Source organism: Pseudomonas sp. ZL2, from assembly GCF_054788455.1.
The window spans coordinates 209765-222385 of the sequence record NZ_JBGOGX010000008.1; the positions used below are offsets into that span (position 1 = coordinate 209765).

Genomic DNA, 12621 nt, shown 5'->3' on the forward strand with positions numbered 1-12621 from the left:
ACTAGTCGAGGCGCGCCGTCGCTGCATGGTCCGTTTGAGGGATGTTGGCCGCCGGGCGCCTTGCTTGAATGCCGGGGTAGAGGCCGGTTGCGCCTCTGCTGCACGCGCGCCCCGGCGGACGGGGTGATCAGAGGAGAACAACAACATGCTCAACCAAGACCTGATACGCCAGCGTCTGGCCCAGCGCGCCCGCGAGCTGGTGCCGATCCTGCGTGAACGTGCCGCCCATGCCGCGCAACTTGGCCAGCTGCCGGCCGAAACCCTGCGCGATTTCCACGAAGCCGGCTTTTTTCGCATCCTCCAGCCGGCGCGCTGGGAAGGCTACGAGCTGCAGCCGCGGGATTTCTTCGAGGTGCAGATGACCCTGGCCGAAGGCTGCATGTCGTCGGCCTGGGTGCTCGGGGTGGTGGCCATCCACAACTGGCAACTGGCGCTGTTCGACGACCGCGCCGCCCAGGATGTCTGGGGCGAGGATTCCAGCGTGCTGATTTCTTCGTCCTATATGCCGGTGGGCAAGGTCGAGCGTGTCGAGGGCGGCTTCAAGCTCAGTGGACGCTGGGGTTTTTCCTCGGGCAGCAAGCACTGCCAGTGGGCATTTCTCGGCGCCCTGGTACCGCCCGAAGAAGCCGGCGGGGCGCCGGACTACCGGACCTTCCTGGTGCCGCGCAGCGACTACCAGATCATCGACAACTGGAACGTCATGGGCCTGGAGGCGACTGGCTCTCACGACATCCAGGTGAGCGATGCCTTCGTCCCCGACTACCGCACCCACCGCGCTGTCGACGGCTTCATGCAATACAGCCCGGGTAACGCGGTCAACAGTGCGCCGTTGTTCCGCCTGCCGTTCGGGCAGATCTTCGTGCGCGCGGTGTCGTCTTCGGCGATTGGGGCCCTGCAGGGCGCGATCGACTTGTTCGTCGAGCACAACCGCAGCCGCGTCGGCGTCAACGACGGGCGCAAGATGCTCCAGGACCCGGCGGCGCAAACCGCCCTGGCCAATGCCATGGTCTGCGTCGACGAGTGCCGCACGGTGTTGCTGCGCAATTTCGATTTGATGCTCCAGGCCGCCGAGGCCGGCGAAGCGCTGGCCATGCAGGCGCGGGTGAAGATGCGCTACGACTCGGCGCTGGTCGCCGACAAGTGCGCCAAGGCGGTGGCCGAGCTGATGTTCAACAGCGGCGCCTCGACGATCTTTCGCAGCCACGCCATCAACCGCGCCTTTCGCGACATTCATACCGGCCGCGCCCACGTCGCCAACAACCCGGCCAAGTACGCCTGGAACCTGGGCGGCGTGAGCATGGGCCAGGACAGCAGCGACTTCTTCCTCTGAACCGGTCGAACACAGAAACCGGCTAGTCCGTTTGCGGGATTCGAGCGGCGCGGCGATCCCCGAGCATGGTGGCAAGGCGCGGGTCCCAGGCGCCGACCGAGCCGTTAACAAGAACAAGGATCAAGCATGAAATTCTCATTGATTTACGAAGCACAGACGGTGGACTCCAGTCGCGAAGGCGACCGCAAGATCTTCGATGACACCGTCGAGCAGGCGGTGCTGGCCGACCAGCTCGGTTTCGACACCTTCTGGTGCGTGGAGCACACCGCACTGAGCAACTACTCGCACATGTCGGCGCCGGAAACCATGCTCGCCTTTGTTGCCGGCAAAACCGAGCGCATCGGCATTGGTCATGGCGTGGTGTGCCTGCCGCCGGCGATGAACCACCCGGTCAAGGTCGCCGAGCGCATCGCTACCCTCGACCTGCTGTCCAAGGGCCGGGTGCATTTTGGCGTGGGCAAGGGCGGCACCCAGCAGGAGGCCGGTACCTTCGGCTACGACCTGGCGACCCTGCAGCCGCAGATCGATGAAGCCATGTACCTGATCCCGAAAATCTTCGTTCAGGACGAGATCGAGCACCACGGCGACTTCGTGCAGATCCCCAAGCGGCCGATCCATCCCAAGCCGTACCAGGACCCACACCCACCGATGTACCTGGCCTGCACCAACACCGAATCGCTGAAGAACGCTGGTGGCCGCGGCATGGGCGCGCTGGTGCTGGGCTTCGGCGGCCCGGAAGAAATCGCCAAGAAGGTCGAGGTCTATCACCAGGCCTGGGACAACCGTGACGAGAAGAAGCAGGTGGGCTTTCGTCCCAACCGGCATATTGCCGCGCTGTGCCCGGCCATCGTCCTTGACGACAACGAACTGGCGCGGCGCATCGGCATCCGTGGCCAGCGCTACTTCATGGAGTCGCTGGGCTACTGGTACGGCGGCGGCGAGCGTCCGGACCCGGAAAAGTGGAAGGACGATACCTACGTCGACGGCAACGGCCAGGCGGTGATCAAGTCGCGCTTTGCCTCCGAGGAAGTCAGCGTCGACTTCTCCGACCCGACCATGGCGATGATGAACCCCAACCATGCCTATGGCACGGTCGAAGATTGCATCGGTTACGTGCAACGCCTGATCGACGCCGGCGCCGACGAGATCCTGTTCATCTGCCAGATGGGCACCGTGCCGCAATGGGCCCAGCTGGAGACCCTGCGCAACATCGGCGAGAAGGTGATTCCGCATTTTCGCAAGCAGTAAGGGTAAGCATCGCGGGTCAAAGCCGCTCCTGTGTAGGCGCGGGCTTGTCCCGCGAAACTAGCCCGCTCCCGCTAGTCCCAACAGACGATGCCCGGCCTTGCGCGTCGGGCTTGAATAGCGCTCAACACGTCGATCAACGCGAGGATAACAAGCATGGATATCCGCGGTCTGGGTTACGTCACCCTGCTGTCCACCGACCTGGCGCAATGGCGTCATTACGCAACCCAGGTGCTGGGCATGATGGTGGCCGGCGAGGGCGCTGACAGCGCGCACCTGTACCTGAAAATGGACGAGCGCCCGTACCGTATCCTGGTGCTCCGCAGCGAGCAGGACGGCTTCGGTGCCTGCGGTTGGGAGCTGGCCGGCGAGGCCGCGTTCGAGCAGGCGATCGCCGAGCTGCAGCAGGCCGATATCGCGGTTGAGCGCGGCAACGCTGCCCAGGCTGAACTGCGCAAGGTCCAGGCCCTGGCGCAGTTCTGCGACCCGGACGGCAACCGCCACGAGCTGTTCTGGGGCCCGCGCCAGGATTTTGCCCGCTTTGTCTCGCCGGTGGCGGTCAAGGGCTTTGTCACCCATGAGCTGGGCATGGGCCACGTGGTGCTGCCGGCGCCAACCTTTGAGCGCTGCCGCGATTTTTATCAGCGGGTCATGGGCTTTGGTCTTTCGGACCTGATGAAAGTGCGCTTCACCCCAGACCCGGCCGAGCCGGAAAAACGCATTCACTTCCTGCACTGCAACAACGGCCGTCACCACTCCCTGGCGATCTTCGAATGCCCGGTGCCCCATGGCTGCGTGCACATGATGGTCGAAGTCGACGGCCTGGACGAGGTCGGCCGCGCCCTGGACCGCATGCACGCCCACGGCGTCAAGCTCTCGGCCACCCTCGGCCAGCACACCAACGACCAGATGGTCTCGTTCTACATGAAAACCCCGGCAGGCTTTGACCTGGAGTACGGCTGTGACGGCCTGGTGGTCGACTGGAACCAGCACACCCCCTTCGAAAGCACGGTGGTCAGCCACTGGGGCCACGACTTCAGTGTCGGCCGCCAATGAGGACAACGATGATGGACAAACAAATGACCACGGCGCAGATGGTCGGCCAGCTACGTGACGGCATGACCCTCGGCATTGGTGGCTGGGGCCCGCGGCGCAAGCCCATGGCGCTGATCCGCGAGATCCTGCGTTCCGACCTCAAGGACCTGACCGTGGTCGCCTACGGCGGCGCCGACGTCGGCATGCTCTGCGCGGCCGGCAAGGTGAAGAAGCTGGTGTTCGCCTTCGTCTCGCTCGATTTCATTCCGCTCGAGCCGTACTTTCGCAAGGCCCGCCAGGACGCCGCCATCGAGGTGATGGAGATCGACGAAGGCATGCTCCTGCTTGGCCTGCGCGCCGCGGCCATGGGCGTGCCGTTCATTCCCACGGCGGTCGGCCTGGGCACCGATGTGCTGCGCCACAACCCGCAGATCAAGCTGGTGGCTTCACCCTATGCCGACGGCAAGGACTGGGTGGCGATGCCGGCGCTCACGCTCGACGCCGCGCTGATCCACGTCGACCGTGCCGATGCCCGCGGGGTCTGCCAGATCAGCGGCCCCGACCATTACATGGATGACCTGTTCGTCCGCGCTGCCCGCCACAGCTACGTCACTTGCGATCACCTGGTCGACAGCGACTACTTCCACAGTGCGCCGGAGCGCGCTCATCAAGTGTTCTGGGAGCGCAACCTGACCACCGCGGTGGCCCATGTGCCGGGCGGTGCGCACCCCTCGTCGTGCGCGCCGCTGTACGGCTTCGATGTGCCGCACTTCAAGGCCTACACCGCCTCGGCCCAGGCCGAGGAGGGCTGGCAGGCCTATGTCGAGCAATTTGTCGCCTGCTCCCACGAGCAGTACCTGGAACAGGTCGGTGGCCTGGCCGCCATCCGCCAGCTTCCCCTGCCGGTTTTCTAAGCGAGTTTCCCTATGACCACGCCAGCTACGACGTACAGCCTCGCCGAACTGATGATCTGCGCCGCCTCCGAGGCCTGGCGCGACGACGGTGAAGTCCTGGCCACCGGCATCGGGGTGATCCCGCGCCTGGCCGCCTCCCTGAGCATGCTGACCAGCAACCCGCAGCTGTTGATGACCGACTCGGAAGCCTACATGGTCGCTGAACCGGTACCCCTCGGCGCGCGCAACGGCTATCAAGCCAAGCGCGATAGCTGGATGGGTTTTTCGCGAATCTTCGACAACGTCTGGGGCGGCAAGCGCCATGCGCTGGTCGGTCCGATCCAGATCGACCGCTTCGGCCAGGCCAACCTGTCGTGCATCGGCGACTACGCCCGGCCCAAGGCGCAGATGCTCGGGGTGCGCGGCCTGCCGGGCAACTCGATCAGCCATGCCAACTCGTTTTTCGTGCCCAGCCACAACCGCCGGGTGTTCGTCGAAGGCGAGGTCGATATGGTCTCGTCGATCGGCTACAACCCCGCGCGCCTGGCCCGTGGCTGGGCGCTGGACGAGGTGGACATCCGCCTGATCGTCACCGACCTGTGTGTCCTCGATTTCCAGGGCCCGCAGCACCAGGTGCGGATTCGCTCGCTGCACCCGGGGGTGAGCGTCGACGAGGTCCAGGACAACACCGGCTTCGCCTTGCAGGTGGACGCCGATTGCCCGGTCACCGCCGCGCCAAGCGAGGCGCAGCTGCAGCTGATCCGTCGCCTCGACCCGCACAACCTGCGGGCCAGCCAGTTGAAAGACAACCCCGCCGGCCAGCGCAACCTGCGTTGAGCCGGGCCCGGGCAGTACGCCTTGCCGGAGAAGCAATCGATGAGCGAGCAGAACAATAACAACCAGGCCGAGGTGGTGCTGTACGAGGTCCGTGGCGAGGTGGCCATGGTCACCATGAACCGCCCGGAGTACCACAATGCCCAGAACTCGCGCATGACCTACGCGCTGGACGCGGCGTTTCGCCGGGCCTGCGCCGACGACGCGATCAAGGTCATCGTGCTGTGCGGGGCCGGCCGGCATTTTTCGGCCGGCCACGACATCGGCACGCCGGAGCGCGACGTCAACCAGAGCTTCGAGCGCGTCAGCCTGTGGTACGACCACGTCGACAAGCCGGGCGGCGAGTTTCTCTATGCCCGCGAGCAGGAAGTGTACCTGGGCATGTGCCGGCGCTGGCGCGAGATGCCCAAGCCGACCATCGCCATGGTCCAGGGCGCGTGCATTGCCGGCGGCCTGATGCTGGCCTGGGTCTGCGACCTGATCGTCGCCAGCGAGGATGCCTACTTCACTGATCCGGTGGTGCGCATGGGCATCCCCGGGGTCGAATACTTTGCCCACGTGCATGAGCTCAACCCGCGGATCGCCAAGGAGTTCCTGTTCATGGGCACACCGATGCCGGCGCCGCGCGCCTACCAGATGGGCATGGTCAACCGGGTGGTGGCGCGCGAGGCCCTGGAGCAGGAAACCCTGGCCATCGCCGAACGCATTGCGCAGATGCCGCGCCTGGGCCTGCAACTGAGCAAGCAGGCGGTGAACAATGCCGAGGACCTGATGGGCAAGCGCGCGACCATGGACATGGTATTCGGCCTGCATCACTTCGCCCACGCCCACAACGAACTGGTGTCCGGCGACCGCCTGGGTGGCTACGACGCCCGCGCCATGGCCAGTTCCCAGCGCAAGCCGGAGGGGGCGTAAGCATGACGGTCTGCCTGCAAACACCGCTCACCGAACTGCTGGGTTGTCGCTACCCGATCATCCAGACCGCCATGGGCTGGGTTGCCGAGCCGCAACTGGTGGCCGCCACCGGCAACGCCGGCGGCTTCGGCTTTCTGGCCGGGGCAACCATTGAACCGGCGCGCATGGAGGCGGCGATCGTCGAAACCAAGCGTCTCAGCGCCCAGCCGTTCGGGGTCAACTTTCACATGTACCAGGCCAATGCCGCCGACATCGTCGAGCTGGTGCTGCGCCACAAGGTCAAGGCGGTGAGTTACAGCCGCTCGCCGGGCAAGCAGATGATCGCCCGGCTCAAGGACGCCGGCGTAGTGTGCATACCCACGGTCGGCGCCCTCAAGCATGCGCAGAAAGCCGTGGAAATGGGCGCCGATGCAGTGACCATCCAGGGCGGCGAGGGCGGCGGGCATACCGGTTCGGTGCCGACCTCGCTGCTGCTCGGCCAGGTGGTCGATGCGCTCAAGGTGCCGGTGGTGGCCGCCGGCGGTTTCAAGGACGGCCAAGGCCTGGTCGCGGCCCTGGCCTATGGCGCGGCGGGCATTGCCATGGGCACGCGCTTTCTGATGAGTGCCGAAAGCCCGGTGCCAACCGCAACCCTGGCCCGTTACCTGGCGGTCAAGGACCCGGCGGCAGTGATTGTCAGCCGCGCCATCGACGGCATGCCGCAACGGATGATCCGCAACGAGCTGCTCGATGCGCTGGAAGCCAGCGGCGGCCTCAAACGCTGGTTGCTGGCGCTCAAAAGCGGCCTGGCCTACCGCCGCCACAGCGGCACCAGCCTGGCGCAGTTGCTCGCCAGCGCCCTGAAAATGCGCGGCAGCGGCGAACTGAGCGCGGCGCAGGCGCTGATGGCCGCCAACGCGCCGATGGTGATCCAGAAGGCCATGGTCGATGGCCTGCCGGCCGAGGGCGTACTGCCGGCCGGGCAAGTGGCCGCGAGCATTCATAGCCTGCCGAGCTGCGCCGAACTGATCGAACAGATCGTCCGTGACGCCGAAGCGCGCCTGGGCGAACTGAGCCGCCGTATTTCATGAAGGGGAAAGGCATGAGCACATTTAGCGTCACTATCGACAACGGCATCGCCGAGCTGGTCTTCGACCGGCCACCGGTCAATGCCTTCGACTGCCAGGGCTGGGCGGCGATCGCCAGCGCCATCGAAGCGCTGGGCCGCGATGCGCAGGTGCGGGTGATCGTCATCCGCGCCGAAGGCCGCGGCTTCTGCGCCGGCGTCGATATCAAGGAACTGGCCGCCGACGGCAACCTGATCGTCGCGGTCAACAAGGGCAACTACGACAGTTTCAAGGCCATTCACCGCAACCCGAAACCGGTGATCGTCGCCGTGCACGGCTTTGTTCTGGGTGGTGGTATCGGTATCTGCGGCGCCGCCGACATCGTCGTCGCCGCCGACTGCGCGCGCTTTGGCGTGCCTGAGGTGGACCGCGGCGCCATGGGCGGCGGTGCCCACCTGCAGCGCCTGTTCCCGGTGCAGAAGGTGCGCCACATGTACTTCACCGGCGAGATGATCGATGCCGCCCAAGCCTACCGCCTGGGCGCCGTCGAACGGGTGGTCAAGCGCGAGGCGTTGCGCGAGACCGCCCTGCAGATCGCCCGCAGCATTGCCGCCAAGAGCCCGGCGATGATCGCCCTGGCCAAAGAAGCGCTCAACGGCATCGAGGACGGCAATCTGGAAGACAAATACCGCTGGGAGCAGGGCTTCACCCTCGAAGCCTACCGCACCCAGGATTCCCAGGAAGCGCGTGACTCGTTCGTCGAGAAGCGCGATGCCCACTTCAACGGCTGAAGGCACCGCCATGGACCTGACTTACACTGCGGCCCAACAGGCTTTCCGCGCCGAGGCACGGGCCTGGCTTGCGGCCAACGTACCAGCGCAACCGCTGCAATCATTCGACACAGAGCTTGGCTTTGCCCAGCATCGGGCCTGGGAGGCCCGGCTCAATGAAGGCCGCTGGGGCATGGTCACTTGGCCGACCGAGCTGGGCGGGCGTGGCTGCGACCTGATCGAATGGCTGATTTTCGAAGAAGAGTACTACCGCGCCGGGGCGCCAGCGCGGGTCAACCAGAACGGCATCTTCCTGCTCGGCCCGACCCTGATGGAGTACGGCAGCGAAGCGCAGAAAGCGCGCTTTCTGCCGCGCATGGCCAACGGCCAGGACATCTGGGCCCAGGGCTGGTCGGAGCCGGGTGCCGGTTCCGACATGGCGGCGATCCGCTCAAAAGCCGAGCGGGTCGGCGATCACTATGTGATCAACGGCCAGAAAACCTGGTCGACCCGGGCGGTCTGGGCTGATTGGGTGTTCGGCATCTTTCGCACCGACCCCAACTCCCAGCGCCACCATGGCCTGACCTTCATCCTGTTGCCGCTCGACACCCCCGGCATCAGTGTACGGCCGATCCCGCAGCTCAATGGCTTGCCGGGTTTTGCCGAAATCTTCTTCGATGACGTCAAGGTGCCGGTGGAGAACGCCCTGGGCGGCGAGGGCATGGGCTGGCACGTGGCGATGTCTACTGCCGGTTTCGAGCGCGGGCTGATGCTGCGCTCGCCGGCACGCTTTCAGGAAACCGCCCGGCGCCTGGTACAGCTGTACCTGGCCAACCGCGAGGCCGCCGACCGAGACCCGGCCATTGCCGAGGCGGTGATGCGCGCCTGGCTGGACGCCGAGGCCTACACCCTGGCGACCTACATGACCGCCTCGCAACTGGTCAAGGGCGGCAAGATCGGCCCGGAATCCTCGACCAACAAGATTTTCTGGTCGGAGCTCGACCAGCGCATGCACGAAACCGCCCTGAGCATCCTTGGCCTGCGCGCCGAGCTGCTGCCCGAGGCGCCGGCTGCCGGCGATGTCGGCCAGTGGCTGGACGGTTTCCTGTTTGCCCAGGCCGGGCCGATCTATGCCGGCACCAACGAGATCCAGCGCAACATCATCGCCGAGCGCATGCTCGGCATGCCCCGCGCCTGAGGAGCAGACCATGGACTTTAGTTTCAGCAGCGATCAATTGCTGTTCCAGGACAACGTGCGCAGCTTTCTGCTCAACGAAGTGACCCCGGAACGCCTGCGTGAACTGTGGCAGAGCGACAGCGGGCGCTGCGCTGTGCTGTGGGGGCAATTGGTGGAACTGGGCCTGAGCGCCATCACCGTGCCGGAAGCCTGCGGCGGCATGGGCATGAACGAACTGGATTTCATCCTCCTGGCCCAGGAGTGCGGGTACGCCGGGTTACCCGAGCCGCTGGTGGACACCATGCTGGTTGGCGTGCCGCTGCTCGCCGGCCTTGATGCGCAGCATGCGCCGCTCCAGCAGCGCTGGCTGGCGCGGATTGCCGAGGGCCGGGCGCGCCTGGCGGTGGCCGAACCGGGCAATCCGCTGGTCAGCGATGCGCATGTCGCCGACCTGCTGTTGCTGGCCCATGGCGACGAGGTGCATGCCGTGGAGCGCAGCGCGGTGAGCCTCATCCGCAATGCGTCGGTAGACCCCAGCCGCCAGCTGTTCCAGGTGCAGTGGACACCGAGTGCTTCTACCTGCGTGGCCAGCGCTGAACAGGCGCAGCACTTGTGGGCTGGCGCGTTCAACCGCGGCGCCCTGGGCAATGCCGCGCAACTGCTGGGGCTGGCCAAGCGCATGGTCGACCTGGCGGTGGACTACAGCTTCGAGCGCAAGCAGTTCGGCAAACCGGTGGGCTCGTTCCAGGCGGTCAAGCACCTGATGGCTAATGTCGCAGTGCAGATCGAGTTCGCCAAGGGCCCGCTGTACCGCGCCGCCCATGCCGTTGCCCATAACCTGCCGGGCCAGGCCGTGCAGGTGTCCCACGCCAAGCTTGCTTGCGCCGAAGCGGCGGCGCTGGCGGCGAAGAACGCCATCCAGGTGCACGGCGCCATGGGTTACACCTGGGAGGTCGACCTGCAGCTGTTCATGAAGCGCGCCTGGGCCCTGGACAAATGCTGGGGCGACCGTGGCCTGCACAAGGCGCGGGTACGCGCCGCGCTATTCGACACTGGCCTGGCGATTGGCGCCGGCAGCACATTCTGATCCTGTCTTGTTGAGGTAGACCATGCCTGAAGCCTATATCGTCGACGCCCTGCGCACGCCCACCGGGCGGCGCAAGGGCGGCCTGAGCCAGATTCACGCCGCCGACCTGGGCGCCCATGTGCTGCGTGCGCTGGTCGAGCGTAACGGCATCCCCGAAGACGACTACGACGACGTGATTTTCGGTTGCGTCGACACCATCGGCCCGCTGGCCGGCGACATCGCCCGCACCAGCTGGCTGGCTGCCGGGCTCTCCGAGCAGGTCCCCGGTACCACCATCGACCGCCAGTGCGGTTCGTCCCAGCAGGCCGTGCACTTTGCTGCGCAAGCGGTGATGAGCGGCACCCAGGACGTGGTGATCGCCGGGGGCGTGCAGACCATGACCCAGATCCCGATTTCCTCGGCCATGACCGCCGCCGGACCCCTGGGTTTTCAAGACCCGTTTAGCGGCTCCGAGGGCTGGGTGCGGCGTTACGGCGCGCAGCCACCGACCCAGTTCCGCGCAGCGCAGATGATTGCCGAGCACTGGGACCTGAGCCGCGGCGAACTTGAGGCCTACGCGCTGGAATCTCACCAGCGGGCCTTGCGTGCCATTGAGCACGGTTACTTCGAGCGCGAGATCGTCCCGCTGGCGGGGGTCGAGCATGACGAGACGCCGCGCCACACCAGCCTGGCGAAGATGGCCGAGCTGGAATACCTGTTTGGTTGTGACCGGGTGACGGCGGCGGTGTCGAGCCAGACCTGCGATGCTGCCAGTGCCTTGCTGATCGTCTCGGGGACGGCCTTGAAGCGCTACGGCCTGACGCCGCGGGCGCGCATTCATCACCTCAGCGTACGCGGCGACGACCCGGTGTGGATGCTCACCGCACCGATCCCGGCCACCGCCCATGCGCTCAAGCGCGCCGGCATGACCCTGGCCGACATCGACCGGGTGGAAATCAACGAAGCCTTCGCCTCGGTGGCCATGGCCTGGCTCAAGGAGACCGGCTACCCCCACGCGCAGACCAACGTCAATGGCGGCGCCATCGCCCTCGGCCACCCGCTCGGCGCCACCGGCACGCGGCTGATGTGCAGCCTGCTCCATGAGCTGGAGCGCAGTGGCGGCCGCTATGGCCTGCAGACCATGTGCGAAGGCGGCGGCCAGGCCAACGTGACCATTATCGAGCGCCTGTAGGCGCCAGCAACCACACAGGGGAGAGCGACAATGCACAGCTGCGAGAACCGCGTAGTGATCATCACCGGCGCCGGCGGCGGGCTCGGCCGCGCCTATGCCCAGGCCTTTGCCAGTGAAGGCGCGAAGGTGCTGGTCAACGATATCAACCGTGATGCGGCCCAGGCGGTGGTGGCGCAGATCCAGGCGGCGGGCGGCGTGGCGGCGGCCAACAGCGACGACATCACCCGCTATGACGACGCCGGGCTGATCGTGCGCCAGGCCATCGAGACCTTTGGTGGCCTGGATGTGCTGGTCAACAACGCCGGCATCTGCCGCGACCGGATGTTCGCCAGCCTCACCGAGGCGGACTGGGATGCGGTGATGGCCGTGCACCTCAAGGGCCACTTTTGCCTGGCCAGCCATGCCGTGCGCTACTGGCGCGAGCAGGTCAAGGGCGGCGCCAAGCTCACCGCGCGGATCATCAACACCAGTTCCGGCGCCGGCTTGCAGGGCTCGATTGGCCAGTCCAACTATGCTGCGGCCAAGGGCGGTATTGCTTCGCTGACCCTGGTGCAGGCGGCGGAGCTGGGGCGCTACGGCATCACCGCCAACGCCCTGGCGCCGGCGGCGCGTACCGGTATGACCGAAGCAGTGTTTGCCGAGGTGATGAAGCGGCCGGAGCAGGGCTTTGACTACTTCGCCCCGGAGAATGTCGCGCCGTTGGTGGTGTGGCTCGGTTCGGCGGCGTCCCAGGCGGTGACCGGGCAGATGTTTGAAGTCGAGGGCGGCAAGTTGTCGATTGCCGACGGCTGGCGGCGCGGGCCCCAGGTGGATAACCAGGGGCGCTGGGCGCTGGCTGATGTGGGCGCAGCGGTGGAGCACCTATTGGCTGAGTCGCTGCCAGCACAGAAAGTCTATGGCAGTTGATTGAGGTTTTGCGCCGATGAGGCGGGCCGCGCCATCCGCGAGGGTGGCGCGGTTTTTTGCATTTATGGGCTGGCTGCACTGGCCCTATCGCTGGCAAGCCAGCTCCCACAGGTCCTGCACCAACCTTGAGGGCACTGCCAATCCAGTGGGAGCCGGACTGAACTGGCCTAATGATTTTGGACACCTTCGTCGGGCGCTATTATGGCGCCCAA

12 protein-coding genes are annotated in these 12621 nt (G+C 66.0%); all 12 read left to right on the forward strand.

Annotation, left to right across the window (positions count from 1 at the left end; translation table 11 throughout):
- Positions 1–145 precede the first annotated feature (145 nt).
- The 12 genes from ABM562_RS10140 to ABM562_RS10195 all read left to right on the forward strand — a co-directional run bounded on the left by ABM562_RS10140 (position 146) and on the right by ABM562_RS10195 (position 12409).
- The gene (locus tag ABM562_RS10140) at positions 146–1330 is read left to right on the forward strand and encodes an acyl-CoA dehydrogenase family protein (RefSeq protein ID WP_460421766.1); all 1185 of its coding nucleotides are present in this window, start codon (positions 146–148) and stop codon (positions 1328–1330) included.
- Positions 1331–1456: 126 nt separating this feature from the next.
- On the forward strand, positions 1457–2578 hold the full coding sequence (locus ABM562_RS10145; RefSeq protein ID WP_115085954.1) for an LLM class flavin-dependent oxidoreductase: 1122 nt from the start codon (positions 1457–1459) through the stop codon (positions 2576–2578).
- 153 nt (positions 2579–2731) lie between these two features.
- Positions 2732–3631 carry a VOC family protein gene (locus ABM562_RS10150; protein ID WP_115085955.1) on the forward strand — a complete coding sequence of 300 codons (900 nt, stop codon included), beginning with the start codon at positions 2732–2734 and terminating at the stop codon, positions 3629–3631.
- 11 nt (positions 3632–3642) lie between these two features.
- Entirely contained in the window at positions 3643–4524 is an 882-nt protein-coding gene (locus tag ABM562_RS10155; protein WP_115085976.1) for a CoA transferase subunit A, read from the forward strand.
- A gap of 12 nt (positions 4525–4536) precedes the next feature.
- Positions 4537–5340, forward strand: coding sequence for a CoA-transferase subunit beta (locus tag ABM562_RS10160; RefSeq protein WP_115085956.1), 804 nt, complete (start codon positions 4537–4539; stop codon positions 5338–5340).
- A 39-nt stretch (positions 5341–5379) separates the two neighbouring features.
- Positions 5380–6252: an enoyl-CoA hydratase gene (locus tag ABM562_RS10165; protein ID WP_115085957.1), complete on the forward strand. Its 873-nt coding sequence runs from the start codon at positions 5380–5382 to the stop codon at positions 6250–6252.
- A 2-nt stretch (positions 6253–6254) separates the two neighbouring features.
- Entirely contained in the window at positions 6255–7322 is a 1068-nt protein-coding gene (locus tag ABM562_RS10170) for an NAD(P)H-dependent flavin oxidoreductase (RefSeq protein WP_115085958.1), read from the forward strand.
- Between the two features lie 11 nt (positions 7323–7333).
- Positions 7334–8089 (forward strand): enoyl-CoA hydratase family protein, encoded by a 756-nt coding sequence (locus ABM562_RS10175; RefSeq protein WP_115085959.1) that lies wholly within the window; start codon positions 7334–7336, stop codon positions 8087–8089.
- Positions 8090–8099: 10 nt separating this feature from the next.
- Entirely contained in the window at positions 8100–9266 is a 1167-nt protein-coding gene (locus ABM562_RS10180) for an acyl-CoA dehydrogenase family protein (RefSeq protein WP_134063414.1), read from the forward strand.
- Positions 9267–9276: 10 nt separating this feature from the next.
- Entirely contained in the window at positions 9277–10332 is a 1056-nt protein-coding gene (locus ABM562_RS10185) for an acyl-CoA dehydrogenase family protein (protein WP_460421767.1), read from the forward strand.
- Between the two features lie 22 nt (positions 10333–10354).
- Positions 10355–11503: an acetyl-CoA C-acetyltransferase gene (locus ABM562_RS10190; protein WP_115085962.1), complete on the forward strand. Its 1149-nt coding sequence runs from the start codon at positions 10355–10357 to the stop codon at positions 11501–11503.
- Between the two features lie 30 nt (positions 11504–11533).
- Positions 11534–12409 (forward strand): SDR family oxidoreductase, encoded by an 876-nt coding sequence (locus ABM562_RS10195; RefSeq protein ID WP_258579061.1) that lies wholly within the window; start codon positions 11534–11536, stop codon positions 12407–12409.
- Positions 12410–12621: the final 212 nt, after the last annotated feature.

Bases quoted from the DNA above. Each gene is read 5' to 3' on its own strand.
- ABM562_RS10140 (WP_460421766.1), top strand. From the start codon at position 146: ATGCTCAACCAAGACCTGATACGCCAGCGTCTGGCCCAGCGCGCCCGC.
- ABM562_RS10145 (WP_115085954.1), top strand. From the start codon at position 1,457: ATGAAATTCTCATTGATTTACGAAGCACAGACGGTGGACTCCAGTCGC.
- ABM562_RS10150 (WP_115085955.1), top strand. From the start codon at position 2,732: ATGGATATCCGCGGTCTGGGTTACGTCACCCTGCTGTCCACCGACCTG.
- ABM562_RS10155 (WP_115085976.1), top strand. From the start codon at position 3,643: ATGGACAAACAAATGACCACGGCGCAGATGGTCGGCCAGCTACGTGAC.
- ABM562_RS10160 (WP_115085956.1), top strand. From the start codon at position 4,537: ATGACCACGCCAGCTACGACGTACAGCCTCGCCGAACTGATGATCTGC.
- ABM562_RS10165 (WP_115085957.1), top strand. From the start codon at position 5,380: ATGAGCGAGCAGAACAATAACAACCAGGCCGAGGTGGTGCTGTACGAG.
- ABM562_RS10170 (WP_115085958.1), top strand. From the start codon at position 6,255: ATGACGGTCTGCCTGCAAACACCGCTCACCGAACTGCTGGGTTGTCGC.
- ABM562_RS10175 (WP_115085959.1), top strand. From the start codon at position 7,334: ATGAGCACATTTAGCGTCACTATCGACAACGGCATCGCCGAGCTGGTC.
- ABM562_RS10180 (WP_134063414.1), top strand. From the start codon at position 8,100: ATGGACCTGACTTACACTGCGGCCCAACAGGCTTTCCGCGCCGAGGCA.
- ABM562_RS10185 (WP_460421767.1), top strand. From the start codon at position 9,277: ATGGACTTTAGTTTCAGCAGCGATCAATTGCTGTTCCAGGACAACGTG.
- ABM562_RS10190 (WP_115085962.1), top strand. From the start codon at position 10,355: ATGCCTGAAGCCTATATCGTCGACGCCCTGCGCACGCCCACCGGGCGG.
- ABM562_RS10195 (WP_258579061.1), top strand. From the start codon at position 11,534: ATGCACAGCTGCGAGAACCGCGTAGTGATCATCACCGGCGCCGGCGGC.